Origin of the sequence: Nocardiopsis changdeensis (genome assembly GCF_018316655.1) — a bacterium.
In the GTDB taxonomy this organism is placed as follows: domain Bacteria; phylum Actinomycetota; class Actinomycetes; order Streptosporangiales; family Streptosporangiaceae; genus Nocardiopsis; species Nocardiopsis changdeensis.
The window spans coordinates 5,923,775-5,945,967 of the sequence record NZ_CP074133.1 but is presented as its reverse complement, the minus strand read 5'-3'; the positions used below and the strand labels follow the sequence as shown (position 1 = coordinate 5,945,967).

At 73.3% G+C, this 22,193-nt stretch carries 20 protein-coding genes; 14 read left to right on the top strand and 6 right to left on the bottom strand.

Annotation, left to right across the window (positions count from 1 at the left end; translation table 11 throughout):
- Positions 1-84: 84 nt before the first annotated feature.
- Positions 85-816, bottom strand: coding sequence for a DUF305 domain-containing protein (locus KGD84_RS26765; protein WP_220563116.1), 732 nt, complete (start codon positions 814-816; stop codon positions 85-87).
- Positions 817-905: 89 nt separating this feature from the next.
- Here KGD84_RS26765 and KGD84_RS26760 point away from each other — a divergent pair, with 89 nt between their 5' ends.
- Positions 906-1,712, top strand: a complete 807-nt coding sequence (locus KGD84_RS26760) for a DUF3105 domain-containing protein (protein ID WP_220563115.1) — start codon at positions 906-908, stop codon at positions 1,710-1,712.
- Between the two features lie 125 nt (positions 1,713-1,837).
- Here KGD84_RS26760 and KGD84_RS26755 read toward each other — a convergent pair whose 3' ends face one another.
- Entirely contained in the window at positions 1,838-2,302 is a 465-nt protein-coding gene (locus tag KGD84_RS26755) for a DUF3515 domain-containing protein (RefSeq protein ID WP_260697159.1), read from the bottom strand.
- 21 nt (positions 2,303-2,323) lie between these two features.
- Entirely contained in the window at positions 2,324-2,557 is a 234-nt protein-coding gene (locus tag KGD84_RS26750) for an Lrp/AsnC family transcriptional regulator (protein ID WP_220563114.1), read from the bottom strand.
- Positions 2,558-2,673: 116 nt separating this feature from the next.
- Here KGD84_RS26750 and KGD84_RS26745 point away from each other — a divergent pair, with 116 nt between their 5' ends.
- Entirely contained in the window at positions 2,674-3,642 is a 969-nt protein-coding gene (locus KGD84_RS26745; RefSeq protein ID WP_220563113.1) for a thiamine-phosphate kinase, read from the top strand.
- Between the two features lie 130 nt (positions 3,643-3,772).
- Entirely contained in the window at positions 3,773-4,417 is a 645-nt protein-coding gene (locus KGD84_RS26740; RefSeq protein ID WP_220563112.1) for a cellulose binding domain-containing protein, read from the top strand.
- Positions 4,418-4,525: 108 nt separating this feature from the next.
- Here KGD84_RS26740 and rpmB read toward each other — a convergent pair whose 3' ends face one another.
- The gene (rpmB, locus tag KGD84_RS26735) at positions 4,526-4,711 is read right to left on the bottom strand and encodes a 50S ribosomal protein L28 (RefSeq protein ID WP_013151263.1); all 186 of its coding nucleotides are present in this window, start codon (positions 4,709-4,711) and stop codon (positions 4,526-4,528) included.
- Positions 4,712-5,089: 378 nt separating this feature from the next.
- Here rpmB and recG point away from each other — a divergent pair, with 378 nt between their 5' ends.
- Positions 5,090-7,270, top strand: a complete 2,181-nt coding sequence (gene recG / locus KGD84_RS26730) for an ATP-dependent DNA helicase RecG (protein ID WP_220563111.1) — start codon at positions 5,090-5,092, stop codon at positions 7,268-7,270.
- 177 nt (positions 7,271-7,447) lie between these two features.
- Here recG and rsmD read toward each other — a convergent pair whose 3' ends face one another.
- The gene (rsmD, locus tag KGD84_RS26725; RefSeq protein ID WP_220563110.1) at positions 7,448-8,014 is read right to left on the bottom strand and encodes a 16S rRNA (guanine(966)-N(2))-methyltransferase RsmD; all 567 of its coding nucleotides are present in this window, start codon (positions 8,012-8,014) and stop codon (positions 7,448-7,450) included.
- Between the two features lie 172 nt (positions 8,015-8,186).
- Between rsmD and coaD the strand changes: the two genes are divergently transcribed.
- The 8 genes from coaD to smc all read left to right on the top strand — a co-directional run bounded on the left by coaD (position 8,187) and on the right by smc (position 16,821).
- Positions 8,187-8,669, top strand: a complete 483-nt coding sequence (gene coaD, locus KGD84_RS26720) for a pantetheine-phosphate adenylyltransferase (RefSeq protein WP_220563109.1) — start codon at positions 8,187-8,189, stop codon at positions 8,667-8,669.
- A 154-nt stretch (positions 8,670-8,823) separates the two neighbouring features.
- The gene (locus KGD84_RS26715) at positions 8,824-9,402 is read left to right on the top strand and encodes a YceD family protein (RefSeq protein ID WP_220563108.1); all 579 of its coding nucleotides are present in this window, start codon (positions 8,824-8,826) and stop codon (positions 9,400-9,402) included.
- A 144-nt stretch (positions 9,403-9,546) separates the two neighbouring features.
- The gene (rpmF, locus tag KGD84_RS26710) at positions 9,547-9,723 is read left to right on the top strand and encodes a 50S ribosomal protein L32 (protein ID WP_220563107.1); all 177 of its coding nucleotides are present in this window, start codon (positions 9,547-9,549) and stop codon (positions 9,721-9,723) included.
- Between the two features lie 543 nt (positions 9,724-10,266).
- The gene (rnc, locus tag KGD84_RS26705; RefSeq protein ID WP_220563106.1) at positions 10,267-10,992 is read left to right on the top strand and encodes a ribonuclease III; all 726 of its coding nucleotides are present in this window, start codon (positions 10,267-10,269) and stop codon (positions 10,990-10,992) included.
- Positions 10,993-11,000: 8 nt separating this feature from the next.
- Positions 11,001-11,861, top strand: coding sequence for a bifunctional DNA-formamidopyrimidine glycosylase/DNA-(apurinic or apyrimidinic site) lyase (mutM, locus tag KGD84_RS26700; protein ID WP_220563105.1), 861 nt, complete (start codon positions 11,001-11,003; stop codon positions 11,859-11,861).
- Positions 11,862-11,966: 105 nt separating this feature from the next.
- Positions 11,967-12,254: an acylphosphatase gene (locus tag KGD84_RS26695; protein ID WP_220563104.1), complete on the top strand. Its 288-nt coding sequence runs from the start codon at positions 11,967-11,969 to the stop codon at positions 12,252-12,254.
- Positions 12,255-12,641: 387 nt separating this feature from the next.
- Positions 12,642-12,830 carry a hypothetical protein gene (locus KGD84_RS26690; protein WP_220563103.1) on the top strand — a complete coding sequence of 63 codons (189 nt, stop codon included), beginning with the start codon at positions 12,642-12,644 and terminating at the stop codon, positions 12,828-12,830.
- Positions 12,831-13,275: 445 nt separating this feature from the next.
- Complete coding sequence (smc, locus tag KGD84_RS26685) at positions 13,276-16,821, top strand: chromosome segregation protein SMC (RefSeq protein WP_220563102.1); 3,546 nt, start codon at positions 13,276-13,278, stop codon at positions 16,819-16,821.
- A gap of 61 nt (positions 16,822-16,882) precedes the next feature.
- Here smc and KGD84_RS26680 read toward each other — a convergent pair whose 3' ends face one another.
- A complete protein-coding gene (locus tag KGD84_RS26680; protein ID WP_255646829.1) occupies positions 16,883-19,507 on the bottom strand; it encodes a S8 family serine peptidase in 2,625 nt (874 codons plus the stop codon).
- 626 nt (positions 19,508-20,133) lie between these two features.
- On the opposite strand from KGD84_RS26680, the gene KGD84_RS26675 reads away from it, so the two are divergent.
- Together KGD84_RS26675 and KGD84_RS26670 are read left to right on the top strand one after the other, a co-directional pair.
- Entirely contained in the window at positions 20,134-21,141 is a 1,008-nt protein-coding gene (locus tag KGD84_RS26675) for an ABC transporter substrate-binding protein (protein WP_220563101.1), read from the top strand.
- Positions 21,141-22,178: a FecCD family ABC transporter permease gene (locus KGD84_RS26670; RefSeq protein WP_220563100.1), complete on the top strand. Its 1,038-nt coding sequence runs from the start codon at positions 21,141-21,143 to the stop codon at positions 22,176-22,178. The genes KGD84_RS26675 and KGD84_RS26670 overlap by 1 nt, the downstream gene beginning before the upstream one ends.
- The last annotated feature ends 15 nt before the right edge of the window (positions 22,179-22,193 follow it).

Genomic DNA, 22,193 nt, shown 5'->3' with positions numbered 1-22,193 from the left:
TCGGACACATGCGGGGCCATCCCGGGAACGACGGAGGCGGCGCACCCCCGCGGGGATGCGCCGCCTCGGCGTCGACGGAGTCGGTCAGGTGTCGGTGCGGTCGGCCAGCATCCGCTCCATGAGGTCCACCTCGGCCCCCTGGGCGTCGATCATGCCCTGGGCGAAGTCCACGACCATCTCCTCCCGGCCCAGGTCCACCTCGGCCTCGGCCATCTCGATGCCGCCCAGGTGGTGGGCGATCATCAGCTCCAGGAAGACGATCTCGGCCTCCACGCCCTCGGCCGCCCGGAGCCCGTCGAGCTGCTCGGCGGTGGCCAGCCCCGGCATGGCCTCGGGCACCCCGCCGTCCCCGCCGCCGTGGTCGTGCCCCGCCATCCAGGCCATCGGCCGGTCCGGGGCGCGCATCGGCAGGTCCCAGGCCAGCAGCCACCCCTGCATGCGCCCCACCTGGGCCTGCTGGGTGCGGGCCATGTCGGTGGCGACGGTGTGCAGCTCGGGGTCCTCCGTCTTGTCGAGGATGATCATCGACATGTCCACGGCCTGGTTGTGGTGGACGCTCATGTCCCGCAGGAAGCCCGCGTCGGCACCGGTGTCCAGCGGGTACGAGGGGCGTCCCAGCAGGTAGCCGCCGAGCAGGGCGACTGCGACCAGGATCACTGCGGCCCAGGTCGGCACGGAGGCGAACGACGTCCTGCGGGGCTCGGACTCCTCCGGGAACTCCCCCGGAACGGCCTCCCCGCCGTCGTCCCCGGGTCCGTCCGCGGTGTGGCCGAGGTCACCGATCGGGTCGCGCTCGGTACCGCTTTCGTCTCCCATGGGAACCATCCTGGTCAAATCGCCCGACTCTGATGCCAAAGTAGAGGATAGGTAAGTCCCAGGCCCCACCACCCACCTCAGGAGACCCAGTGGCCAAGAAGAAGACGGCGGAGGAGCGTCGCCAGCGCGCCGCCGCCCTCAAGGCGGAACGCCTGCGCAAGGAGAGACAGCGCAAGATCCTCGGCATCGCCGGCGGCGCGCTGGCGGCCGTGGTGGTCGTGGGTCTCATCGGTTTCCTCTTCTACATGGATCATCGCAGCCGGCAGATCCCCGGTATGGCGGAACACGAGATCGGCTCCTACCTCCACGTCGACACCGGTGAGAAGGTCGACTACGAGCAGAGCCCGCCGGTCGGCGGCGACCACTGGAGCGCCTGGCAGAACTGCGGCGTCTACCCCTCGCCGGTGACCCCCGAGTTCGCGGTGCACTCCCTGGAGCACGGCGCGGTGTGGATCGCCTACGACCCCGAGCTGCCCGCGGACCAGGTCGAGCAGCTGAACGGCTTCTACACGCCGGGCTCCTACCTGCTGGTCACCCCGTACGAGGGTGAGATGGACGGCCCGATCGTGGCCTCCGCCTGGGGCCGCCAGGTCGCCGTGGACAGCCCGACCGACGAGAGCCTCCAGCGCTTCGTCCGCGCCTTCGAGCAGAGCAGCGACGTGCCGGAGCCGGGCGCGCTGTGCTCCCAGGGCGTGGCCGAGAACGCCGAGGAGGTCGAGGCCATGCTCGCCGGCGGTGGCGGCGAGGAGCAGCTCCCCGAGGGGATGGACGGCCCCGCCGAGGGCGCCGAGGGCGACGCGCCGGCCGAGGGCGAGAGCGACGCCCCCGCCGAGGAGGAGAGCGAGGCCCCCGCCGGGGACGAGAGCGAGGCTCCCGCCGAGGAGGGGTCCGAGTAGCGGACACCCCCTGTCGGAAGACGGAGGGAAGGGGCGGTGCGACCACGGTCGCACCGCCCCTTCCGGGTTCTGCGGGCCGTTCGGCGGGCGGTCCCCGGTGTGGCGGAGGTTCGGGAGGACCCTGCCTAGAGCTCCCCGTCGGGCAGCGGCGGCAGGTGCTCGGAGACCAGGTCGCTCACGGTCGTGAGCGCCGCGGCCGGGGGGCCGTAGGAGGTCGGGATCAGCAGCTCGACGTAGGCCTCGTGGCCGACCGCGGTGAAGACCGTAGGGGCGTCGGCCGGCTCGGACAGCCACGGGACCCCGTTGACCTCCTCGAGCAGGGAGTCCGGGGCCAGTGCCACGGGCCGCTCCACCCCGCAGCGCAGGCCGATCGCCGGGTCGCCCCAGGCGGCGGTGAGATCGGACGCGGGCCGGACGTCGACGCGCTCGGCGTCCATGAGGGTGTCCGGCAGGTCGGCGACCAGCGCCGTGCACAGCTCCTCGGCCGCGGCGTCGGGCAGCGGCGGCTCCATGCGCACCGTCTGCGCCCCGCACCCCGCGACCGCGCCCAGCAGGAGGAGCACGGGGGTCAGCCGCAGGAGTACGCGCACCACATTCTCCGAAGGGTCGGGTCAGATGTTGACGATGGGACAGGTGAGTGTCCGGGCGATCCCCTCGAGACGCTGGATGCGGGCCACCACCAGCGTTCCCAGGGCGTCCACGTCGTCGGCCTCGGCCTGGACGATCACATCGTAGGGGCCGGTCACGTCGTGGGCCTCCGTGACCCCCTCGATGCCCCGGATGCGCTCGGCGACCTCGGCGGCGCGGCCGACCTCGGTCTGGATCAGGATGTATGCCCGCACCATGTGTACTCCTTCGTGCATGCCGGGTACGGGAGCACCCGACGGTGAGGCCGATGACGAACGTGTGACGAACGTGGGTCTGGACCACCGCGCCGGAGCGTCACCGTACCCTGTTCCCTGTGCAGAACACCATTGGGGGTCTGGGCGAGTTCGCTCTGATCAGACGCGTGACGGGCCAATTCCCCGGGACGGACGATGTAATCCTCGGTCCGGGTGACGATGCGGCCGTCGTCGCCGCCCCCGACGGCCGGACCGTGGCCACCACCGACCTACTGGTGGAGGGCCGCCACTTCCGGCGCGACTGGTCCACGGCCCGCGACGTCGGCCACCGGGCGGTGGCCCAGAACTTCGCCGACGTCGTCGCCATGGGCGCCCGCCCCACCGGCCTGCTCATCGGCTTCGCCGCCCCCGCCGACCTGCCCCTGGAGTGGGCGGAGGAGTTCACGCTGGGCGTGCGCGACGAGTGCGCGGCCGCGGGCGGCGCGGTGGTGGGCGGCGACACCGTCGGCTCCGACACCATCACCGTCGCGATCACCGCGCTGGGCGACCTCCAGGGCCGGGCCCCGGTCCGCCGCGACGGCGCCCGCCCCGGCGACGTCGTCGCCTACTGCGGGCACCTGGGCCTGTCCGGCGCCGGGCTGGCCCTGCTCACCGCCGGGACCGACGGGCCCGCCGCCTGCCTGGACGAGTACCGCAGGCCCTCCCCGCCCTACTCCGCGGGACCCGAGGCGGCCCGGCTGGGCGCCACCGCCATGCTCGACGTCAGCGACGGCCTCGCCCAGGACCTGGGCCACGTGTGCCGGGCCTCACGGGTGCGCATCGACCTGGACCCGGACCTGCTGCGCCCCGAGCCCGCGCTGGTCGAGGCCGTGCGCGTCCTGGGCGGGGGGCCCGGCCGGGCCCTGGCGTTCATGGTCTCCGGGGGCGAGGACCACGCCCTGGCCGCGACCTTCCCCGCCGGAGCGGACCTGCCCGACCACTGGCACCGCATCGGGACCGTCCTCCCGGCCGAGGAGGGGGAGCGCCGCGTCACCGTCGGCGGGCGGGTCCCCGAACGCACCGGATGGGATCATTTCCCCGGCGAATGAGCGCGTTTGGATTTGTCTGTTTTGGCTCGCGCGCTAGGCTTGCGGCCGGGAATCGCCCGGTCCCGCTCGCACCGAGCGGCGGCCACCGGGCAGGGCGAGATCGGTTTCCGATCCCGGGGAGAGGCGGTCCATGGGGCGGCACGGCCAGCGGCAGGGCACCCGTCGCGGTGCGCACCGCAACGAGCCCGCTGACACCGGGGCGCTGCGCAGGCTGGGCGGCTTCATCGAGAGCACCGTCCCCAAGCGCGTGGAGCCCCCGCGCCTGCTCAACGTGCTCGTCGTCTCCGGCGTGATCCTGGGCCTGCTCCTCTTCGGCTACAGCACCACCCAGATCTACCTCCAGTTCGGCGGCACTCCCGGGGGCACCGCACAGAACCCGGGCACCCAGGACGGGGTGGGCCCCAGCGGCGGCGTCACCCCCGAGCCCGACGCCGGGACGCCCGCGCCGCAGACCCAGGCGGGCACCGAGCCCACCACCGTCTCCTACCGCGTCGTGGAGTCGGGCGAGGCGGGCTTCAGCGCGCAGGTCACGGTCACCAACACCTCCCGCAGCAGGCTCGACGCCTGGGAACTGGCCCTGGCGTTCGAGGACGCCGAGGTCACCCACGTCGACGGCGCCGACTGGGAGGCCATCGACGACGGCATCCTGGCCCGCCAGCCCGGCAGCGCCGACGGGCTCGAGCCCGGGGAGAGCGCCTCGCTCACCTTCCAGGCCCTGGGCGCCGCGCAGAGCCCGACCCGCTGCTCCCTCAACGGGCACATCTGCAGCCTGTGAGCGGTCCCACCGTGTTCCGGCGCCGCCCCCTCCGTCCGGTCCCGGGAACGGCGAAGGCCCCCCGACCGGAGTCGGAGGGCCTCGAAGACCTGTCGGGGGCGGTGCTCCCTAGCGGGTCACCTTGCCGGCCTTGATGCACGAGGTGCAGGCGTTCACGCGCTTGGGCGTGCCGCCGACGCGGGTGCGGACGGTCTGGATGTTGGGGTTCCAGCGGCGGCGGGTGCGACGGTGCGAGTGGGAAACACTGTTACCGAACCCTGGTCCCTTGCCGCAGACGTCGCAGACGGAAGCCACGGTAACTCCATTCAAGTGTTCGGGATCGCGCACGTCGCCGCACGCGAAGGTTCAACCGGCCGGAAGGGGCCGGGCGGACAGGTCGGCGCGAACGCCAACCGTGGAAGAGTACACGAGGGGAGGTGAAAAGCCCCCAGCGTGCGCCGGCGGGACGTGGTGCCGCCGGAAGGACCATCGACCGCCGCCACGCGGGCACGGCGGAAACACGATGAACTCACACGAGTATAGCGCCGCCGGAGACGTCGGCGGACATCCGTGCCTTCGGCCCCGTCCCGGGAGAATGCCGACCCGCCGCCGCCCCGCTCCCGGGAGGCGCCGCCGAGCGTCGCAGCGGGGCACTAGCGTTGGCCGTGACCGGCGATCCTGAAGAGGAAGACCATGACCACCTGGGACGAACCGCTGGGCCGGGGCCCGCTGCGCGGCAAGACGGCCAAGGCCCTGGAGGAGAAGCTCGACCTCCACACCCTCGGCGACCTCCTGCGCTACTACCCGCGCCGCTACGACCGGCGCGGCGACCTCACCGACCTGGCCCTGCTGCGCGAGGGCGAGCAGGCCACCGTGCAGGCCCGCGTCCTGGACGCCAAGAGGCGCACGGTCCCGCCCCGGCAGGGCCGGCGGCGGATGGACCTGCTGGAGGTCGTCGTGACCGACGGCACCGGCCGGCTGCACCTCACGTTCTTCAACCAGGGCGCCTACCACCAGACCCGGCTCACCCCCGGGCGGCTGGCCATGTTCTCCGGCCGGGTCGGCACCTTCAAGGGGCGCCGCCAGCTCGACCACCCGCAGTACGAGCTCCTCGACGAGGACGGCTCCGAGGTGGACCGGGCCCGCGCCTACGCCGACGAGCTCATCCCGGTCTACCCGGCGGTCAAGGGCATGGACTCGGCCACCATCGGCCGCGCCGTCGAGGTCGCCCTGGGCGTCGTGGACGACCTGCCCGACCCGCTGCCGCCCGCCGTCCTCGGCGACCGCCCGGGGATCGCCGACGCACTGCGGAGGATCCACCGGCCGCAGAGCGACCAGGACATCGGCTCCGCCCGCCGCCGCCTGAAGTGGGACGAGGCGTTCGTCCTGCAACTGGCGCTGGCCCGCCGGCGCCGCGACGCCGAGAGCCTGCCCGCGGTGCCCCGGCCCGGCGCCGACGGCGGCATCCTCGACGCCTTCGACGCGCAGCTGCCGTTCACCCTCACCGACGGCCAGCGGGAGGTCGGCGACCTGCTCGCCGCGCGGCTCGACTCCGCCCACCCCATGCACTGCCTGCTCCAGGGCGACGTGGGCGCGGGCAAGACCCTGGTGGCGCTGCGGGCCATGCTCCGCGTGGTGGACTCCGGCGGCCAGGCCGTCATGCTCGCCCCCACCGAGGTGCTGGCCCAGCAGCACCACCGCTCCATCGGCGCCATGCTCGGCGCGCTGGGCCGGGCTGGGCAGATCGACGGGGCCGAGCGGGCCACCCGGACCGCCCTGCTCACCGGGTCCATGGGGGCCGCCGCCCGGCGCGAGGCCCTGCTGGACGCCGCCTCCGGCGCCGCCGGGATCGTGGTGGGCACGCACGCCCTGCTCCAGGAGCACGTGTCCTTCGCCGACCTGGGCCTGGTCGTGGTCGACGAGCAGCACCGGTTCGGTGTGGAGCAGCGCGACGCCCTGCGGGCCAAGGCCGCCGACGGCCGCCCGCACGTGCTGGTGATGACCGCCACGCCCATCCCGCGCACCGTCGCCATGACCGTCTACGGCGACCTCGACGTGGTCGCCCTCACCCAGCTGCCCGCCGGGCGGGCGCCGGTGTCCACCCACGTGGTCCCGGCCAAGGACAAGCCCCACTACCTCAGCCGGGCCTGGGAGCGGATCCGCGAGGAGGCGGCCCAGGGCCGACAGGCCTTCGTGGTCTGCCCGCGCATCGGCGACGGCGACTCCGCCGAGGACGCCCAGGCCGCGGGGGAGGAGGGCGAACGCGCCCCGCTGTCGGTGCTGGAGATCGCCGCCCGGCTGACCGAGGGCCCCCTGGCCGGCCTGCGCGTGGAGGTGCTGCACGGGCGGATGGCCCCCGACGACAAGGACGCGGTGATGGGCCGCTTCTCCGCCGGCACCACCGACGTGGTGGTGTCCACCACCGTCATCGAGGTGGGCGTGGACGTGCCCAACGCCACTGTGATGGTCATCATGGACGCCGACCGGTTCGGGGTCTCCCAGCTGCACCAGCTGCGCGGCCGGGTCGGCCGCGGCAAGCTGCCGGGTCTGTGCCTGCTGGTCACCGAGTCCGAGGAGGGCTCGCCCGCCCGGGAGCGGCTCGACGTGGTCGCCTCGACCACCGACGGCTTCGTGCTCTCCCAGGAGGACCTGCGGATGCGCCGCGAGGGCGACGTGCTGGGCGACGCCCAGTCGGGCCGCTCCAGCCTGCGCCTGCTCACCCTGCTCAAGGACGAGAAGGTCATCGAGGAGGCCCGCGAGCGCGCCGCCGCCTACCTGGAGGAGGACCCGGAGCTGACCGCCCACCCGCCCCTGGTCCGCGCCCTGGAGGAGCTGCTCCCGGAGGAGCGCGCCGAGTACCTCGACAAGACCTGAGCCCCGGGCCCCGGGGCCTGTTCTCCGAACGCCTGTGCCGCCGGGGGTTCGTGAGGCGCCCGGCGGGGCCGGAGGTGCGGTCCTCGAGGAAGGCCTGCGGCCGTGGGCCGTCCGTCGGGGGCCTTCCGCCGCCCGGCGGGCGGGCCGAAGCGCGGCGGAGGTACGAGAGGGCCCGGCCTAGGCGGAGTAGTGGGCGTACCAGAGGACGGCCTCGCCGTAGCCGCGCCTGCGGTCGCGGGCGAGGCCGGCGGGCCAGGCGGGCTCGGCGGTGCGCTTGGAGCGCTCCACCACCACCAGCGCGCCGTCGGCCAGCCAGGAGCGGGAGGCCAGGTCGGCGAGCACGGCGGCGATCTCGGCGTCGGTGACCGCGTACGGCGGGTCCGCCACCACCAGGTCGTAGGGCCCGTCCGGGTTGTCCTGCGCGACCACCCGCTCCACCCGGTCGGCGGCCAGCCGGGCGCCGGGCAGGCCCAGCGCGTCGATGTTGTCCCGCACCACCTTGGCCGCCTTGCGGTCGGCCTCCACCAGCAGCGCGTGGGAGGCGCCCCGGGACAGGGCCTCCAGGCCGATGGCCCCCGAGCCCGCGTACAGGTCCATGACCCGCAGCCCCGTCAGCGGGCCGAGGTCGGACTGGGCGGAGGCGAACAGGGCCTCGCGGGCCCGGTCGCTGGTGGGGCGGGTGGTGCGGCCGTCGGGGACGGAGATGCGGCGCCCCCCGGCCGTCCCGGCGATGATGCGGGTCATGGCACCACCGTAGCCAAGGCGCCGCGCCTCCCGGACTCCCCGGCGCGCCTCCTCCCGCAGTGGGGGTGACGGGGGGAAAGTGGCCACTAAGCGGGAGTTGCCCGAATCCGTACCGGGGGCGACCCCTACGATCGCGGTACTCGAACGCCATGTCCGAAAGGGGCGATCCACCGTGCGCCGTGCCGTCTGCCCGGGTTCCTTCGATCCGGTGACCTACGGTCACATCGACATCATCGGCCGGGCGGCCAAGCAGTACGACGAGGTCGTCGCCGCTGTGCTCAACAACGTGAACAAGAGGGGCCTGTTCACGGTCCCGGAGAAGCTCGACATGCTCCGCGTGGGGACCGAGGACCTCGCCAACGTGCAGGTCGCCGAGTTCGACGGGCTCCTGGTCGACTTCTGCCGCGCCAACGGCATCGACACCATCGTGCGCAGCCTCCGTTCGGTCAGCGACTTCGACTACGAGCTCCAGATCGCCCAGATGAACTACCGTCTGTCCGGGGTGGAGACGGTGTTCATGACCGCGAACCCGCAGTACTCCTTCCTGTCCTCCAGCCTGGTCCGGGAGATCGCCCAGTACCACGGCGACGTCTCCAACCTGGTGACGCCCTACGTGCAGGACCGGCTGCGCGAGAAGTACACCGCGAACGGCTGATACGCGGGCCTTCCGGAGCTGATTTGGGTGCTCGGGGACGTGATGGGTAGAATCCAGGTTCGACCATGTGCGTCGCCGTCTTCGGCGTGCGCGCGGGCCGGTACCGGCCGCCACCGGCGGACCGCCCGGCTCCCGGAATCCTCGTGAAAGCCCGATGACCCTGTCTCGTCTCAATCCCCGTGACCCGTTCGTGGTCGACACCCAGGCGCTGGGCCGCCAGCCGGGGTCGATGCGGACGGTCCAGCGCATCGTGACCGTCCCCGAGGCGTTCGCGAACGCGATGTCCTCCGTGCCCGAGGGCCGCGAGCTGGAGCTCGACCTGCGCCTCGAAGCGGTGATGGAGGGCGTCCTGGTCACCGGGACCGTGCGCGGGCAGGTCACGGCCGAGTGCTCGCGCTGCCTCGACCCCCTCTCCGAGGACTTCGAGGCGGGCTTCCAGGAGATGTTCCGGTACACCGCCGACGAGGACGGCCTCCACCAGGAGGACCTGGAAGCGGACGACGACGATGAGGACTACTATCTAGAGGGCGACCTGCTCGACCTCGAACCCGTGGTCCGAGACGCCGTCGTCCTCGCCCTCCCGCTCTCGCCGCTGTGCGACCCGGACTGCCCGGGCCTGTGCTCGGAGTGCGGTGCCCGACTCGCCGACGCGGGACCCGACCACGGTCACGACGACCGGGTCGACCCCCGGTGGGAGGCGCTCCGCGACCTCGCGGAGCGGCCCGGCGAGTGACAACAGCCCTTCCCCGTGCACCACGGGGATGATCCCGGCCCCGTGCCGGGCGCCCCGTTCTACGGAGCACACCCCGCAGTGCGCGGGGTTGACCAGATAAGCGACCTCCCGCGATCCGCGCGGGGGTGACCCAGGAGGATTGAAGTGGCCGTCCCGAAGCGGAAGATGTCGCGGAGCAACACCCGGACCCGCCGTTCCCAGTGGAAGGCGTCGCGCCCGGTGCTGGTCAACTGCCCGCGCTGCCGCGACCCCAAGCAGCCCCACGTCGCCTGCCCGAACTGCGGCACCTACAACAACCGCCAGGTCGTCAACCCGGCGTAACCGCGTATGCCAGGTCTTCGGGTCACCGCACCCGACTCCTGCCCCCGGGGCGGGTCCGTACCACGGACCCGCCCCGAACGCTGTCCGGGGCCCGCGGGGGAGGCGCGGACGGGCCGGGATTTGTAGAGTGTGACCGAGGGACGGCCCAGGGTGTGTTCCGCGGATGTCCTCGTGCCGTCCGGCACGAGCGGCCTCCAGGCGATCTCTCGCAGGACGACCGTTCCGGGGTGCCGCGCGGCACCGCGCGGCGGGGCCCGCCCGGGTCCGGCCCTCCGGACGCGGGCGGCGCCGCGAGAGACGGACCGGAGGACGCGAGCGAACACGCCCCGAGCCGCCCCCGCCCCGTCCTACCGTCCACGCGACGGCCGGCCCGCGGACCGCACCGGAGTTCCCGAGTTCGTGGTGGCCGCCGGGGGAGCGGGCGCCGTGTCCGGCGTCGGCTCCCGCGACGCTCACCTCGTTTTCGAGCACCCTGGTCGGGCCGTGCGTCCGCGACCGCGCACGCGCGCCGCACCGGCGTGCCCGAACAGGGAAGTGAAACGAGTGGCCACGCAGCTCTCCTCCGCCGAGACCAAGGCGTTCCACCAGGCCATCGGGGTCGAGGTCGACCCCAGGATCCTGGTCCGCGCGCTGACCCACCGCTCCTACGCCTACGAGAAGGGCGGCCTGCCCACCAACGAGCGCCTGGAGTTCCTGGGCGACTCCGTGCTCGGCCTGGTGGTCACCGACACGCTCTTCCGCAAGCACCCCGACCTGCCCGAGGGGCAGCTGGCCAAGCTGCGCGCCGCGGTCGTCAACATGCGGGCGCTGGCCGACGTGGCCCGCGGCCTGGGCATCGGCGCCTACATCCGGCTGGGCCGCGGCGAGGAGGGCACCGGCGGGCGCGACAAGTCGTCGATCCTGGCCGACACCCTGGAGGCCATCATCGGCGCGGTCTACCTGGACCGGGGCCTGGACACCGCCTCGGAGTTCGTGCACCGGCTGTTCGACCCGCTGATCGCGACCGCCTCCGGGCTGGGCGCGGGCCTGGACTGGAAGACCTCGCTCCAGGAGCTGACGGCCGCGGAGATGCTGGGCGTGCCCGAGTACCACGTGGACGAGTCGGGCCCCGACCACCAGAAGACGTTCCGGGCCACGGTCAGGGTCGCGGGGGAGAGCTACGGCCTGGGCGAGGGCCGCAGCAAGAAGGAGGCGGAGCAGCAGGCCGCCGAGTCCGCCTGGAAGGCGATCAAGGCCCGATCCGAGGCCGCCGGAAACGGAAAGAGGTAGGTACCCCGATGCCCGAGCTGCCCGAGGTCGAGGTCGTACGCCGGGGGCTGGCCGCCCACGCCGTGGGACGCACCGTCGCCGGGGTCGAGGTCCTGCACCCCCGCGCGGTGCGCAGGCACACCCCCGGCCCCGCCGACTTCGCGGCCCGGCTCGAGGGGCGCACCCCCACGGCCGCGCTGCGCCGCGGCAAGTACATGTGGCTGGCCCTGGACGACGGGTCGATGCTCCTGGCCCACCTGGGGATGAGCGGCCAGATGCTGGTCCAGCCGCAGGGCAAGCCGGACGAGAAGCACCTGCGGGTGCGGCTGCCGCTGTCGGACGGCAACGAGCTGCGGTTCGTCGACCAGCGCACCTTCGGCCACCTGATGGTGGACGTGCCGGGGGAGCGGGCGGACGTGCCGGCGTCGGTCGACCACATCGCCCTGGACCCGCTGGACGCGGAGTTCGTCCCGGAGGCGTTCGTGCGCGCGCTGCGCGCCAGGGACACCGAGGTCAAGCGGGCGCTGCTGGACCAGTCGCTGATCAGCGGCGTGGGCAACATCTACGCCGACGAGGCCCTGTGGCGGTCCGGCCTGCACGGGCGGCGCGGCACCCGGGGGCTGACCCGGGCCCAGGCGACCGAACTGCTGGGGCACGTGCGCGACGTCATGACGGAGGCGCTGGCGGTGGGCGGCACCACCTTCGACGGGCTCTACGTCAACGTCAACGGCGAGAGCGGCTACTTCGCCCGGGGACTCAACGCCTACGGGCGGGAGGACCGGCCGTGCGGCCGGTGCGCCTCCCCGATCGTGCGGGAGTCGTTCATGAACCGCTCCTCGTTCAGCTGCCCCTCGTGCCAGAGACCCCCGCGGAGGTCCCGCACCGCCTGACGGGACTGTGACGGGTGGGGCGGGTGGGGTTTTCCGGGTCGGAACGGCCCAGAGGACCGCACAGTGAGGAAAGTGTCTCCCCAAGGTAAGGAAGAGGAACGGTCAATGAGCGGCGGCGACGAGGTCGTCCGACTGACCGCGTGGGTGCGCGGACATGTCCAGGGAGTGGGTTTCCGCTGGTGGACGCGTTCCCGGGCGCTGGAACTGGGGCTGGTCGGGGCCGCCACGAACCTCGCGGACGGCCGTGTGGAGGTCGTGGCGGAGGGTTCCCGGAAAGCCTGCGAGGAGCTTCTTGAACGCCTCAAGGGCGGCGGAACACCCGGCCGTGTGGACTCTGTGGTCGAACGTTGGGGTCCGGTCGGGGGTACGTTCACCGGTTTCGTCGAGCGGTGAGTATCCTGGAGGGGTAACGCGATTCGAGCGCACCCCGCGACCGCGACGGTCGGTACCGAAGGCTCGTGGCAGGGTCTCGTGAGGTGCGTCGGCCGTCATCGTGCGTTCCCGCGCGTCTCCGGCCCGGCCGGGGCGGCCTTCTTCGCATCGTGTTGACACCACCTGCCCGGGTCTTCTCACTCCGGATCAGAGTGGTTACCGAGTGTTTGTAATCCAATCTTGACCAGTGGCGCGCCTAGTGAGACTCTGGAAGGCACACCGCGCAGCCTTCCACCCGCGTGGAAGAAACGTCCATGAAAGCGAATCGCACATCATGGAGAAAGAAATCCCGCGGGGTGTCGCATGCGCAAAATCACAACTGGTCACTCAGTGTGGAGGACCCACATCATGGCGAAGGCTCTGTTCGGCCACGTCGGCGGCTCCGACCCTCGTATGGTCCAGGAGATGCGACGGCTTCAGAAGCGGGTACGCGACCTCGAGGACGAGGTCAGCCGGCTCCAGGCGCGCAACGACCAGCTCAGCATGGCGGTCAGCGACGTCGCGGGTGCCACCGACCGCGAGCCCGCGCTCGCCTGATCCGCGCGTTCCGCGCCCGGCGATGACCGGCCGCGCGCACCGCGCACGAATCCAGGAGTGGGGACGCCTTTCCGCTGTATCGTCCGGGCGTCCCTGAATCCTCACCGGTGGGATTCCCACCGGATCCACAAGTCCACCGCGCCGCAGTCTTTCCTTTTCCATTGCGGCCTCTTTTCCTTTTAGTACCCGGCGGACTCCGTCACAACCCTCCGTGTCCGCCGGTGATCCCCCCTCCTCGACTCCTCCCGGGAAAGCCGGGAGGAAACGTACGAACACGCGACGCGCAGGGCGGACCTGCTCCGCCCGGCGGCGCGTCCCCCACCGGCACACCGCGCCGACCCCCGCACCCCTGTCGCCTCTTCGTGGCACCCTTGTACGGGTCGGCCCGCCTTCCCTCCCCGGAAAGCGCGGCGCGAACGCCCGGTGGCCACTGCGGGAGGTGTGGGTGTACCTGAAGAATCTGACGCTGCGCGGCTTCAAGTCGTTCGCGTCGGCCACCACCCTGCGCTTCGAACCGGGCATCACCTGTGTGGTGGGCCCCAACGGCTCGGGCAAGTCCAATGTCGTCGACGCCCTGTCCTGGGTGATGGGCGAGCAGGGTGCCAAGTCGCTGCGCGGCGGCAAGATGGAGGACGTCATCTTCGCGGGGACCTCCACCCGCCCCGCGCTGGGCCGCGCCGAGGTCAGCCTCACCATCGACAACACCGACGGCGCGCTGCCCATCGACTACACCGAGGTCACCATCAAGCGGACCATGTTCCGCAACGGCGGCTCGGAGTACGCGATCAACGGCGACACCTGCCGCCTCCTCGACATCCAGGACCTGCTCAGCGACTCCGGCATCGGCCGCGAGATGCACGTCATCGTCGGCCAGGGCCAGCTCGACACCGTCCTGCACGCCGGCCCCGAGGAGCGCCGCTCGCTGGTGGAGGAGGCCGCGGGCATCCTCAAGCACCGCAAGCGCAAAGAGAAGGCGATCCGCAAGCTCAACGCGATGCAGGGCAACCTGGACCGGGTCACCGACCTCACCGCCGAGCTGCGCCGCCAGCTCAAGCCGCTGGGCCGCCAGGCCGAGCTGGCCCGCCGGGCCGCCGTCATCCAGGCCGACCTGCGCGACTCCCGGCTGCGGCTGCTCGCCGACGACATCGTCACCCTCACCGAGCAGCTCGCCAAGGAGGAGGCCGACGAGAAGGACGTCCTGCGCCGCCGGGCGGCGGTGGAGGCCTCCCTCGCCCAGGCCCAGGAGCGCGAGTCCGAGCTGGAGGCCCAGGCCGCCGAGGCCGCCCCCGCCCTGGCCCGCGCCACCGAGACCTACCACGCGCTGTCCCGGCTCACCGAGCGACTGGACGCCGTGCGCGGACTGGCCGCCGAGCGCTTCCGCAACCTCGCCTCCGTCGGCGACGAGCCCGCCCACCGGCGCGACCCCGCGGAACTGGAGATGGAGGCCGAGGAGGCCGCGGCCCAGGAGGAGGAGCTGCTGGCCCGCCTGGACGAGGCCCGCGAGGTCCTGGAGACCGCCGTCGCCGAGCGCAGCGCCGCCGAGGACGCCCTGTACCGCGAGGAGAAGCGCCTGGAGGCCGCGGGCCGGGCCGCCGCCGAGCGCCGCGAGCAGCTGGTCCGCCTGTCGGCGAGCGTGGAGGGGCTGCGCGGCCGCCTGTCCTCCGGCGAGGCCGAGATCACCCGGCTGGAGGAGGCCGCCGCCCAGGCCGCCGAACGCGCCGAGCAGGCCCAGGCCGAGTACGAGATGGCCGCAGAGGAGGCGGCGGGCCTCGACGAGGGCGACGCCGAGCTGGACGCCGCCCAGGAGGAGGCCGCCGCCGCGCTCGCCGCGGTCGAGTCCGAGCTGAACCGGCTGCGCGACGCCGAGCGCTCCGCCGAGGGCGAGCGGGCCGCGCTGGCCGCCCGCAAGGAGGCCCTCGAACTGGGGCTGGCGGGCAGGGACGGCGCCGCCGCCCTGCTCGGCTCCGACCTGCCCGGACTGCTCGGCTCGCTGGCGTCCCTGGTCCAGGTGGAGCCCGGCCGGGAGGCCGCGGTGGCCGCCGCGCTGGGCGCGGCCGCCGGCGCCGTCGCGGTCGCCGACCCCGACACCGCCGTCGCCGCCCTCGAACTCCTGCGCGCCGAGGACGCGGGCCGGGCCGGGATCGTCATCGCCGGGGCCGTGCCCGCCGTGCCGCGCGCCGACTGGCCCCAGCCCCCGCCCGGGGTCCGCTACGCGGTGGACGCGGTCACCGCCCCCGAGCACCTGGCCGGGCCGGTCACCGCGCTGCTGGACCGGGTGCTGCTCGCCGCCGACCTGGCCGCCGCCCGCGACCTGGTCGCCAAGCTGCCCGCGGTGCGGGCCGTCACCCCCGACGGCGACGTGCTGGCCGGGGCGCTGGCCCACGGCGGCTCGGCCGCCGCGCCCAGCCTGCTGGAGGTCCAGGCCGCCGTCGACGAGGCCGCCGCCAGGCTGGAGACCGCCACCGCGGCCGCGGCCGCCGCGGCCGAGGAGCTGGACGCCGCCAAGGCCGAGCGGGCCGAGCTGTCCGCCCGGGTCCAGGAGCTGGCGGCCCGCCGCCGCCAGGGCGAGCGCAAGCGCAACGAGACCGCCCAGCGCCTGGGCAAGCTCGGCGGGCAGGCCCGCTCCGCCGAGGCCGAGTCCGCGAGGTACGCCGCTGCGGCGGCCAAGGCGGCCGCCGCCCGCGCGGAGGACGTCGAGAAGCTGGCCCGGCTGGAGGAGCGGCACGCCGAGGCCGAGGAGATGACCGCCTCCCTGGAGGAGGAGGCCCCCGACCCGGAGGTGCGCGACGAGCTGTCCGCGCAGGCCTCGCGCGCCCGCGCCGCCGAGATGGAGCGCCGCCTGGCGGTGCGCACCGCCGAGGAGCGCGCCCGCGCCGTCGCGGGCCGCGCCGAGCAGCTGCTCGTCCAGGCCGCCGAGGAGCGGCGGGCCGCCGAGCGCGCGGCACAGCGCCGCGCCCTGCGCGGAGCGCAGGCCACCCTCGCCGAGGCCGTCGCCGAGGGCGCCCGCCTGGCCCTGGAGCGCATCGCCGCCTCGCTGGCCGCCGCCGAGTCCGAGCGGGGCGCCGCCGAGGCGGGCAAGGAGGCCCGCGACGCCGAGCTGCGCACCGTGCGCGCCCGCGTCCGCGAGCTGTCCGTCGACCTGGAGAAGCTCACCGGTTCGGCGCACAGCGGCGAGATGGCCCGCGCCGAGCGCCGCCTGCGCCTGGAGCAGCTGGAGACCAAGGCGATGGAGGAGATGGGCGTGGACGTGCCCACCCTCGTCGCCGAGTACGGTCCGACCGTCCCGGTGCCGCCGCCCGCCGAGGCGGGCGAGGACGGCGTCCCGGTGCCGTACGTGCGCGAGGTCCAGCTCAAGCGGGCCAAGGCGGCCGAGCGCCAGCTCAACCAGCTGGGCAAGATCAACCCGCTGGCGCTGGAGGAGTTCGCCGCTCTGGAGGAGCGGCACGCCTTCCTCAACGCCCAGCTGGAGGACCTCAAGAAGACCCGGCGCGACCTCATGGACATCGTCCAGGAGGTGGACGCCCGCGTGCAGGAGGTGTTCGCCTCCGCCTACCTGGACGTGGAGCGCGAGTTCTCGGCGATCTTCGGCCGGCTGTTCCCGGGCGGTGAGGGGCGGCTGCTGCTCACCGACCCCGACGACATGCTCACCACCGGCATCGAGGTGGAGGCCCGCCCGCCCGGCAAGAAGGTCAAGCGGCTGTCGCTGCTGTCGGGCGGCGAGCGCTCGCTGACCGCGGTGGCGTTCCTGGCGGCGATCTTCAAGGCCCGCCCGTCGCCGTTCTACGTGATGGACGAGGTCGAGGCGGCCCTGGACGACACCAACCTCCAGCGGCTGCTGGTGATCTTCGAGGAGCTGCGGGAGTCCTCCCAGCTCATCGTCATCACCCACCAGAAGCGCACCATGGAGGCGGCCGACGCGCTGTACGGCGTCACCATGCAGGGCGACGGCATCTCGCAGGTCATCAGCCAGAAGATCGAGCGCTCCGCCTGACCCGGGAAAAGGGGGCGGCCGCCCCCTCCCGGAGAGGGGACGGCCGCGGGCCGGGGAGGGGTCAGCCCCGGTCGATGGTGATGACCGGGGAGGTCCAGGTCTCCCAGTGGTCGGGGTTCCCGGCGTCGCCGAGCGCCTTGAGGGCGCGCAGCTCCAGCCGGTACTCGCCGTCCCTCACGTCCTTGACGCGGCCGTGCGCGTCGACGTAGGTGCCATCCCACACGTAGCTGTGGAACGAGGTCGGCGTGGCGTTGCGGCCGACGTGGTCGACCGACACCGCGATGTTGTTGCGCGGGTGGACCGGGCGGCCGGTCCGCTCGTCGATGACCACCAGCTCCAGCCTGGAGACGTGGTGGTCGAGGTGCGCGATGACGTAGGGGGCGTCGGGCAGGCCGTCCACCCACTCCAGGGTGTAGGTCTCGCCGTCGGGGCGGTTCTCGAACGTCCCGCCGTCGGCGCACTCCAGGCCGGAGAACGCGGCGCACCCGGTGATCCGGGTCAGCCAGGGCAGCCCGTACTCGGTCGGGGTGACCGCGGTGATCTCCTGGTAGTCCCCGTTGTAGGCGGCGTAGGGGACCCGGAAGGTCTCCCCGCCGACCTGGGACACCACCACGTAGCCGCCGTAGACCATCTGCTCGTAGTCGCGGGCGGGCGGGGTGACGGTGACCCGGACGTCCACGGAGTCGCCCGCGGCGACGGTCACCTTGTCGGAGTCGAACGCCACGTCGGCGGAGCCGTCGTTGAAGCTCGGCGCGAAGGTGTCGCCGTGGGTGCCCAGCGCGCTCTCGTGGGAGAGCTCGTACACGGCCTCCTCGTCGCCGTCGTTGGTGATGGTGACGGTCTCCGTGGCCGGCCCCCCGGTCGCGCCCAGGGACAGCTTGCCCGGGGTGACCGTGGAGGCGGCCAGCACCGAGCCGGGGACGTCGAGCATGCCCGCGCCCTGGCGGTGGACGTTGTCCAGGAGGCCGAGGCCGGGGTTGCCCCACCAGGCCCGGGGGTCGGCGCTGTTCTGGAGGACGGTGCGCACCTCGTGCGCGTCCAGGTCGGGGCGGGCCTGGAGGAGCAGGGCCACGCCGCCGGCCACGTGCGGCGACGCCATCGAGGTGCCGCTGATGGTGGCGTAGCCGCCCTTGGCCATCGGGTAGGTCGAGTTGATCAGGCCGCCGGGGGCGCCGATGTCCGGCTTGACGGAGAGGTCCGCGGCCAGGCCGTAGGAGCTGAAGGAGCTGATCAGGCCGCCGGTGGGGTTGGGGACGGTGGAGGTCTGCTCGGTCCACTCCAGGGTGACGGGCTCGCCGCCCTCCAGCAGCTCCAGCAGGTGGGCGCCGGAGGTGTCGGAGACGCCGACGGAGAAGGCGTCGCCCGCCGCGACGCCGCCGCCGGCGAACAGGCCGGGCACGTTGTTGTAGATGACGACGCCGGTGGCGCCGGCCGCCACGGCCGCGTCGTACTTCTCGGCGAAGGTGCACCCGCCGCGGATGACGAGCGCCGTCCGCCCGGTCATGTCGCCGACCTCGTCGCCGAGGGCGGTACAGGCCCGGCCGGCCTCGGCGAGCGGGTCGGTGGCGCCCGAGGTGGGCGGCACCGGGGCGTCGTCCATCTCCATGTAGGGGACGGGCTCGCCGCCGGGCCGCGCGAGGGCGGTGGCGGTCCGCACGTGGGTGTTGTCGAAGGAGGCGACGCCGATGACGTTCTCGCCCAGGCCGGGGGCGCCCGCCGAGTACAGGCCGGTGGCGCCCTCGTTGCCGATGGAGGCGACGACGACCATGCCCTCGTCGACCAGGTTGTCGGCGGCGGTGGCGGTCGGGTACTGCGGCCAGGAGTGGGAGGAGCCGATGCTCATGTTGAGCACGTCCATGTCGTCGGCCAGCGCCTGCTCCATGGCCGCGATCATGATGTCGGAGGTGGTGGAGCCGGAGCAGCCGAACACCTTGTAGGCGCCGAACTCGACGTCGGGGGCCACACCGGTGACCTCGCCCTCGGCGCCGACGATGCCCGCGACGTGGGTGCCGTGGCCGTTGCAGTCCTGGGGGTCCGAGTCGGGCACCGGGACGGCGGCCGGGTCCTGGGCGTTGAAGTCGTCGCCGACGAAGTCGTGGCCGGTGACCACGCGGTCGTTGGGGAAGCCGCCGCCGCCCAGGTCGGGGTGGGTGTAGTCGACGCCGGTGTCCATGACGGCGACCCGGACGCCCTCGCCCCTGAGGCCGAGCTCGTTCTGGGCGATGTCGGCGCCGGTCATGGGGAGGGCGGTGTCGAGGTCGGGGACGCTCTCGTCCACCTCGGGGATCTGGTAGGTGACGACGGGGTAGATGGCCCGGACGCCGGGGATCTCGCGCGCGGTGCTCACCTGCGCGTCGTCCATCTCGACGGAGAAGCCGTTCCACAGGTCGCTGAAGGAGTGGCGTTCGTCGTACTCCAGGCCGAACGCCTCGGCCTCGGTGCGGAACTCGTCCTGCTCGGCGTCGACCTTCGACTCGGAGGTGCCCTGGGTGGTGGGCGGGCTCTCCAGCTCGATGAACCACAGGCCGTTCGCCTGGTGGACCAGTTCGCCGTCGCCGGGGGCGGGAACGGGGTGCAGGGGCGCGAGTTCCGAGATCTCGTCGGCTCCCGCCGGGGCGGCGGAGACGAGGCCCGCCAGCAGGGTCAGCCCGGCGAGTGACGCCAGGTGTTTACGGTGGGGTGCCACCTTGTCAACACATCCCTTCTCTGCGCGCGCCTCGGGACGCCGGGGGAATGGTGGCGGGACAGCCCGTGGGGGTACGGGGTACACGGTTGGGGCTATACACCGCGTCAAGTCCTTACTCGGTTAAATGGCGCGCATAGCAACGAGATCATTGCTGTGTGCCATCTCCGTGTCAATGTTCACCAAGACTCAATATGGCCACACAGAGGATGAAAACGCTCCCAAGTGACGTGTGTTTCGCAAGGTGAGAAAGCGGATGAAGTTCACTTTTGGGTAGATTCCCGGAGTCCTGAATTGTGGTACCGGGTCCCTTTTCCGCCCTCGCCCGCCGCGAACGCCGGGCCGGACCCGGCGCCGCCCCGGCCGGTGCCCGCCGGGCGCCGGCCAGTACAGTGGTGGGGCCGATCCGCCCCGTACACGGGCGACCGGCCGGTGTCGACAAAGCGAAGTCCGGTACCGCGGCCCGCCACGGCCGCCCAACCCGGCGCTGCCCCGCAACCGTGAAGCCCCGCCCCGGCGGGGACGAGCCGGGTCGCCTGACCGACACCGCACGCCACCGTCCTCGTGGGAGGGACAGGGCCGTCCTCCGCCATGGCCGCTCCCCTTCCCCCGGTTCCCCAAGGAGCACCGTGCGGATCGCACACCGACTTCCCGCCGTCCTGCTGGGCGCGACACTCGCCCTCACCGCCTGCGGCGGCCAGGGCGAGGAGCCCGAGCCCGCCGAGTCCGCCGAGCCGGGTACCGACACCGCCGCCGCGACCTGCGCGCCGCCCGCGGCCGACCCGGACCGCCCCGGCGTCGGCGACGGCACCTTCCCGGTCACCCTCACCGACGCCACCGGCGAGGTCACCCTGGAGGCCGCCCCCGAGCGGATCGTCTCCCTCTCCCCGAGCCACACCGAGATGCTCTTCGCCATCGGCGCGGGCGACCTGGTGGAGGCGGCCGACGAGTACTCCAACCACCCGCCCGAGGCGCCCACCACCGACCTGAGCGGGTTCACCCCCAGCGTGGAGGCCGTCACCGAGTACGACCCCGACCTGGTCGTCATGTCCGACAGCACCGCCGAGGTCGCCGAGCAGCTCGGCGAGGTGGACATCCCCACCCTGGTCCTGCCGGCCGCCGCCACCCTGGAGGACACCTACGCCCAGATCCGCCTGCTGGGCGACGCCACCGGCCACAGCGAGGACGCGGACGCCGAGGCGACCCGGGTCGAGACCGAGTTCGCCGAGGTCGTCGAAGAGGTCTGCGCCGAGGCGGGCGACAGCGGCCTGAGCTTCTACCAGGAGCTGGACGAGACCCCCTTCGCCGCCACCTCCGAGACCTTCGTCGGCCAGGTCTACTCCTCGTTCGGCCTGGTCAACATCGCCGACGCGGCCGACGACGGCACCGCCGGGGGCTATCCGCAGCTCTCGCAGGAGTACATCGTCGAGGAGAACCCCGACCTGATCTTCCTGTCCTACGGCGACGAGGCCGCCGTCGGGGCCGTGGCCGAGCGCCCCGCCTTCGACACCGTCACCGCCGTCCAGAACGACGCCGTCTACCTGCTCGACGCCGACATCGCCTCCCGCTGGGGGCCGCGCGTGGTCGACTTCGCCCGGCTCGTCGGCGACGCCGTCCTCGAGAACGCGGACAAGTAGTGCCCCGGGGCGTTGTCGGTGTCCCCCTCGGCTGGGGCGCGGGCGGCCTGGTCCTGTTGGCCGCGGCCGTCCTCTTCGGGGTCTCCGCGGGAGCGGCCTCCCTGTCCGCGTCCGACATCGTCCTGCACCTGCTGAGCCTCCTGCCGCTCGACGTGGAGTCACCGCTCACCGAGCGGCAGGCGGCCCTGCTGGTCGAACTCCGGCTGCCCCGGGTGGTCATGGGCGCCGTGGTCGGAGCCCTGCTGGCCACCGCGGGCGCCGCCTACCAGGGCGTCTTCCGCAACCCGCTGGCCGACCCCTACCTGCTGGGGGCCGCCGCCGGGGCCGGGCTGGGCGCCACCGCGGTCATCGTCTTCGGCGCCCAGATCAGCGACGAGCCCCGGGCCCTGGTGCCGGTGGCCGCCTTCGCCGGGGCCCTGGCCGGGGTCGCCGCCGCCTACCTGCTCGGCACCACCGCGGGCGGGGGCGGCACCGCCGCGCTCGTCCTGGCCGGGGTGGCGGTGTCCTCGTTCCTGTCGGCCGTCCAGACGTTCGTGCAGCAGATGGGCACCGACCAGCTCCAGCGCATCTACGCCTGGCTGCTGGGCGGACTGGGCCGGGGAGGCTGGGACGACGTGCGCCTGATCGCCCCCTACGCGGTGACCGGGATGCTCGTCCTGCTGGTGTGCGGCCACCTGCTGGACATGCTCGCGCTGGGCGACGACAAGGCCGTCAGCCTGGGGCTGGACCCGGCCGTGGTGCGGATCACCGTGATCTCCGCCGCCTCCCTGGCCACCGCCGCGGCGGTCTCGGTGAGCGGCCTCATCGGGTTCGTCGGCATCGTGGTGCCGCACATCGTGCGCCGGCTGGTGGGGTCGAGCTACCGGGCCGTCCTGCCGGTGACCATGATCGTCGGCGCGGCCTTCCTGGTCGCCGTCGACATCGTCGCGCGCACCGTCGCGGCACCGGCCGAACTGCCGATCGGGGTGGTCACCGCGTTCCTGGGGGCGCCGTTCTTCGTGCTGATCCTGCGCACCACACGCCACCGCTCCGTCTGAACGGGCCCGTGCCCG

Excerpts from the sequence above, each read along its gene's own strand:
- KGD84_RS26765 (WP_220563116.1), bottom strand. The coding sequence starts at position 816 with ATGGGAGACGAAAGCGGTACCGAGCGCGACCCGATCGGTGACCTCGGC.
- KGD84_RS26750 (WP_220563114.1), bottom strand. The coding sequence starts at position 2,557 with ATGGTGCGGGCATACATCCTGATCCAGACCGAGGTCGGCCGCGCCGCC.
- KGD84_RS26740 (WP_220563112.1), top strand. The coding sequence starts at position 3,773 with ATGGGGCGGCACGGCCAGCGGCAGGGCACCCGTCGCGGTGCGCACCGC.
- recG (WP_220563111.1), top strand. The coding sequence starts at position 5,090 with ATGACCACCTGGGACGAACCGCTGGGCCGGGGCCCGCTGCGCGGCAAG.
- rsmD (WP_220563110.1), bottom strand. The coding sequence starts at position 8,014 with ATGACCCGCATCATCGCCGGGACGGCCGGGGGGCGCCGCATCTCCGTC.
- KGD84_RS26715 (WP_220563108.1), top strand. The coding sequence starts at position 8,824 with ATGACCCTGTCTCGTCTCAATCCCCGTGACCCGTTCGTGGTCGACACC.
- mutM (WP_220563105.1), top strand. The coding sequence starts at position 11,001 with ATGCCCGAGCTGCCCGAGGTCGAGGTCGTACGCCGGGGGCTGGCCGCC.
- KGD84_RS26695 (WP_220563104.1), top strand. The coding sequence starts at position 11,967 with ATGAGCGGCGGCGACGAGGTCGTCCGACTGACCGCGTGGGTGCGCGGA.
- KGD84_RS26690 (WP_220563103.1), top strand. The coding sequence starts at position 12,642 with ATGGCGAAGGCTCTGTTCGGCCACGTCGGCGGCTCCGACCCTCGTATG.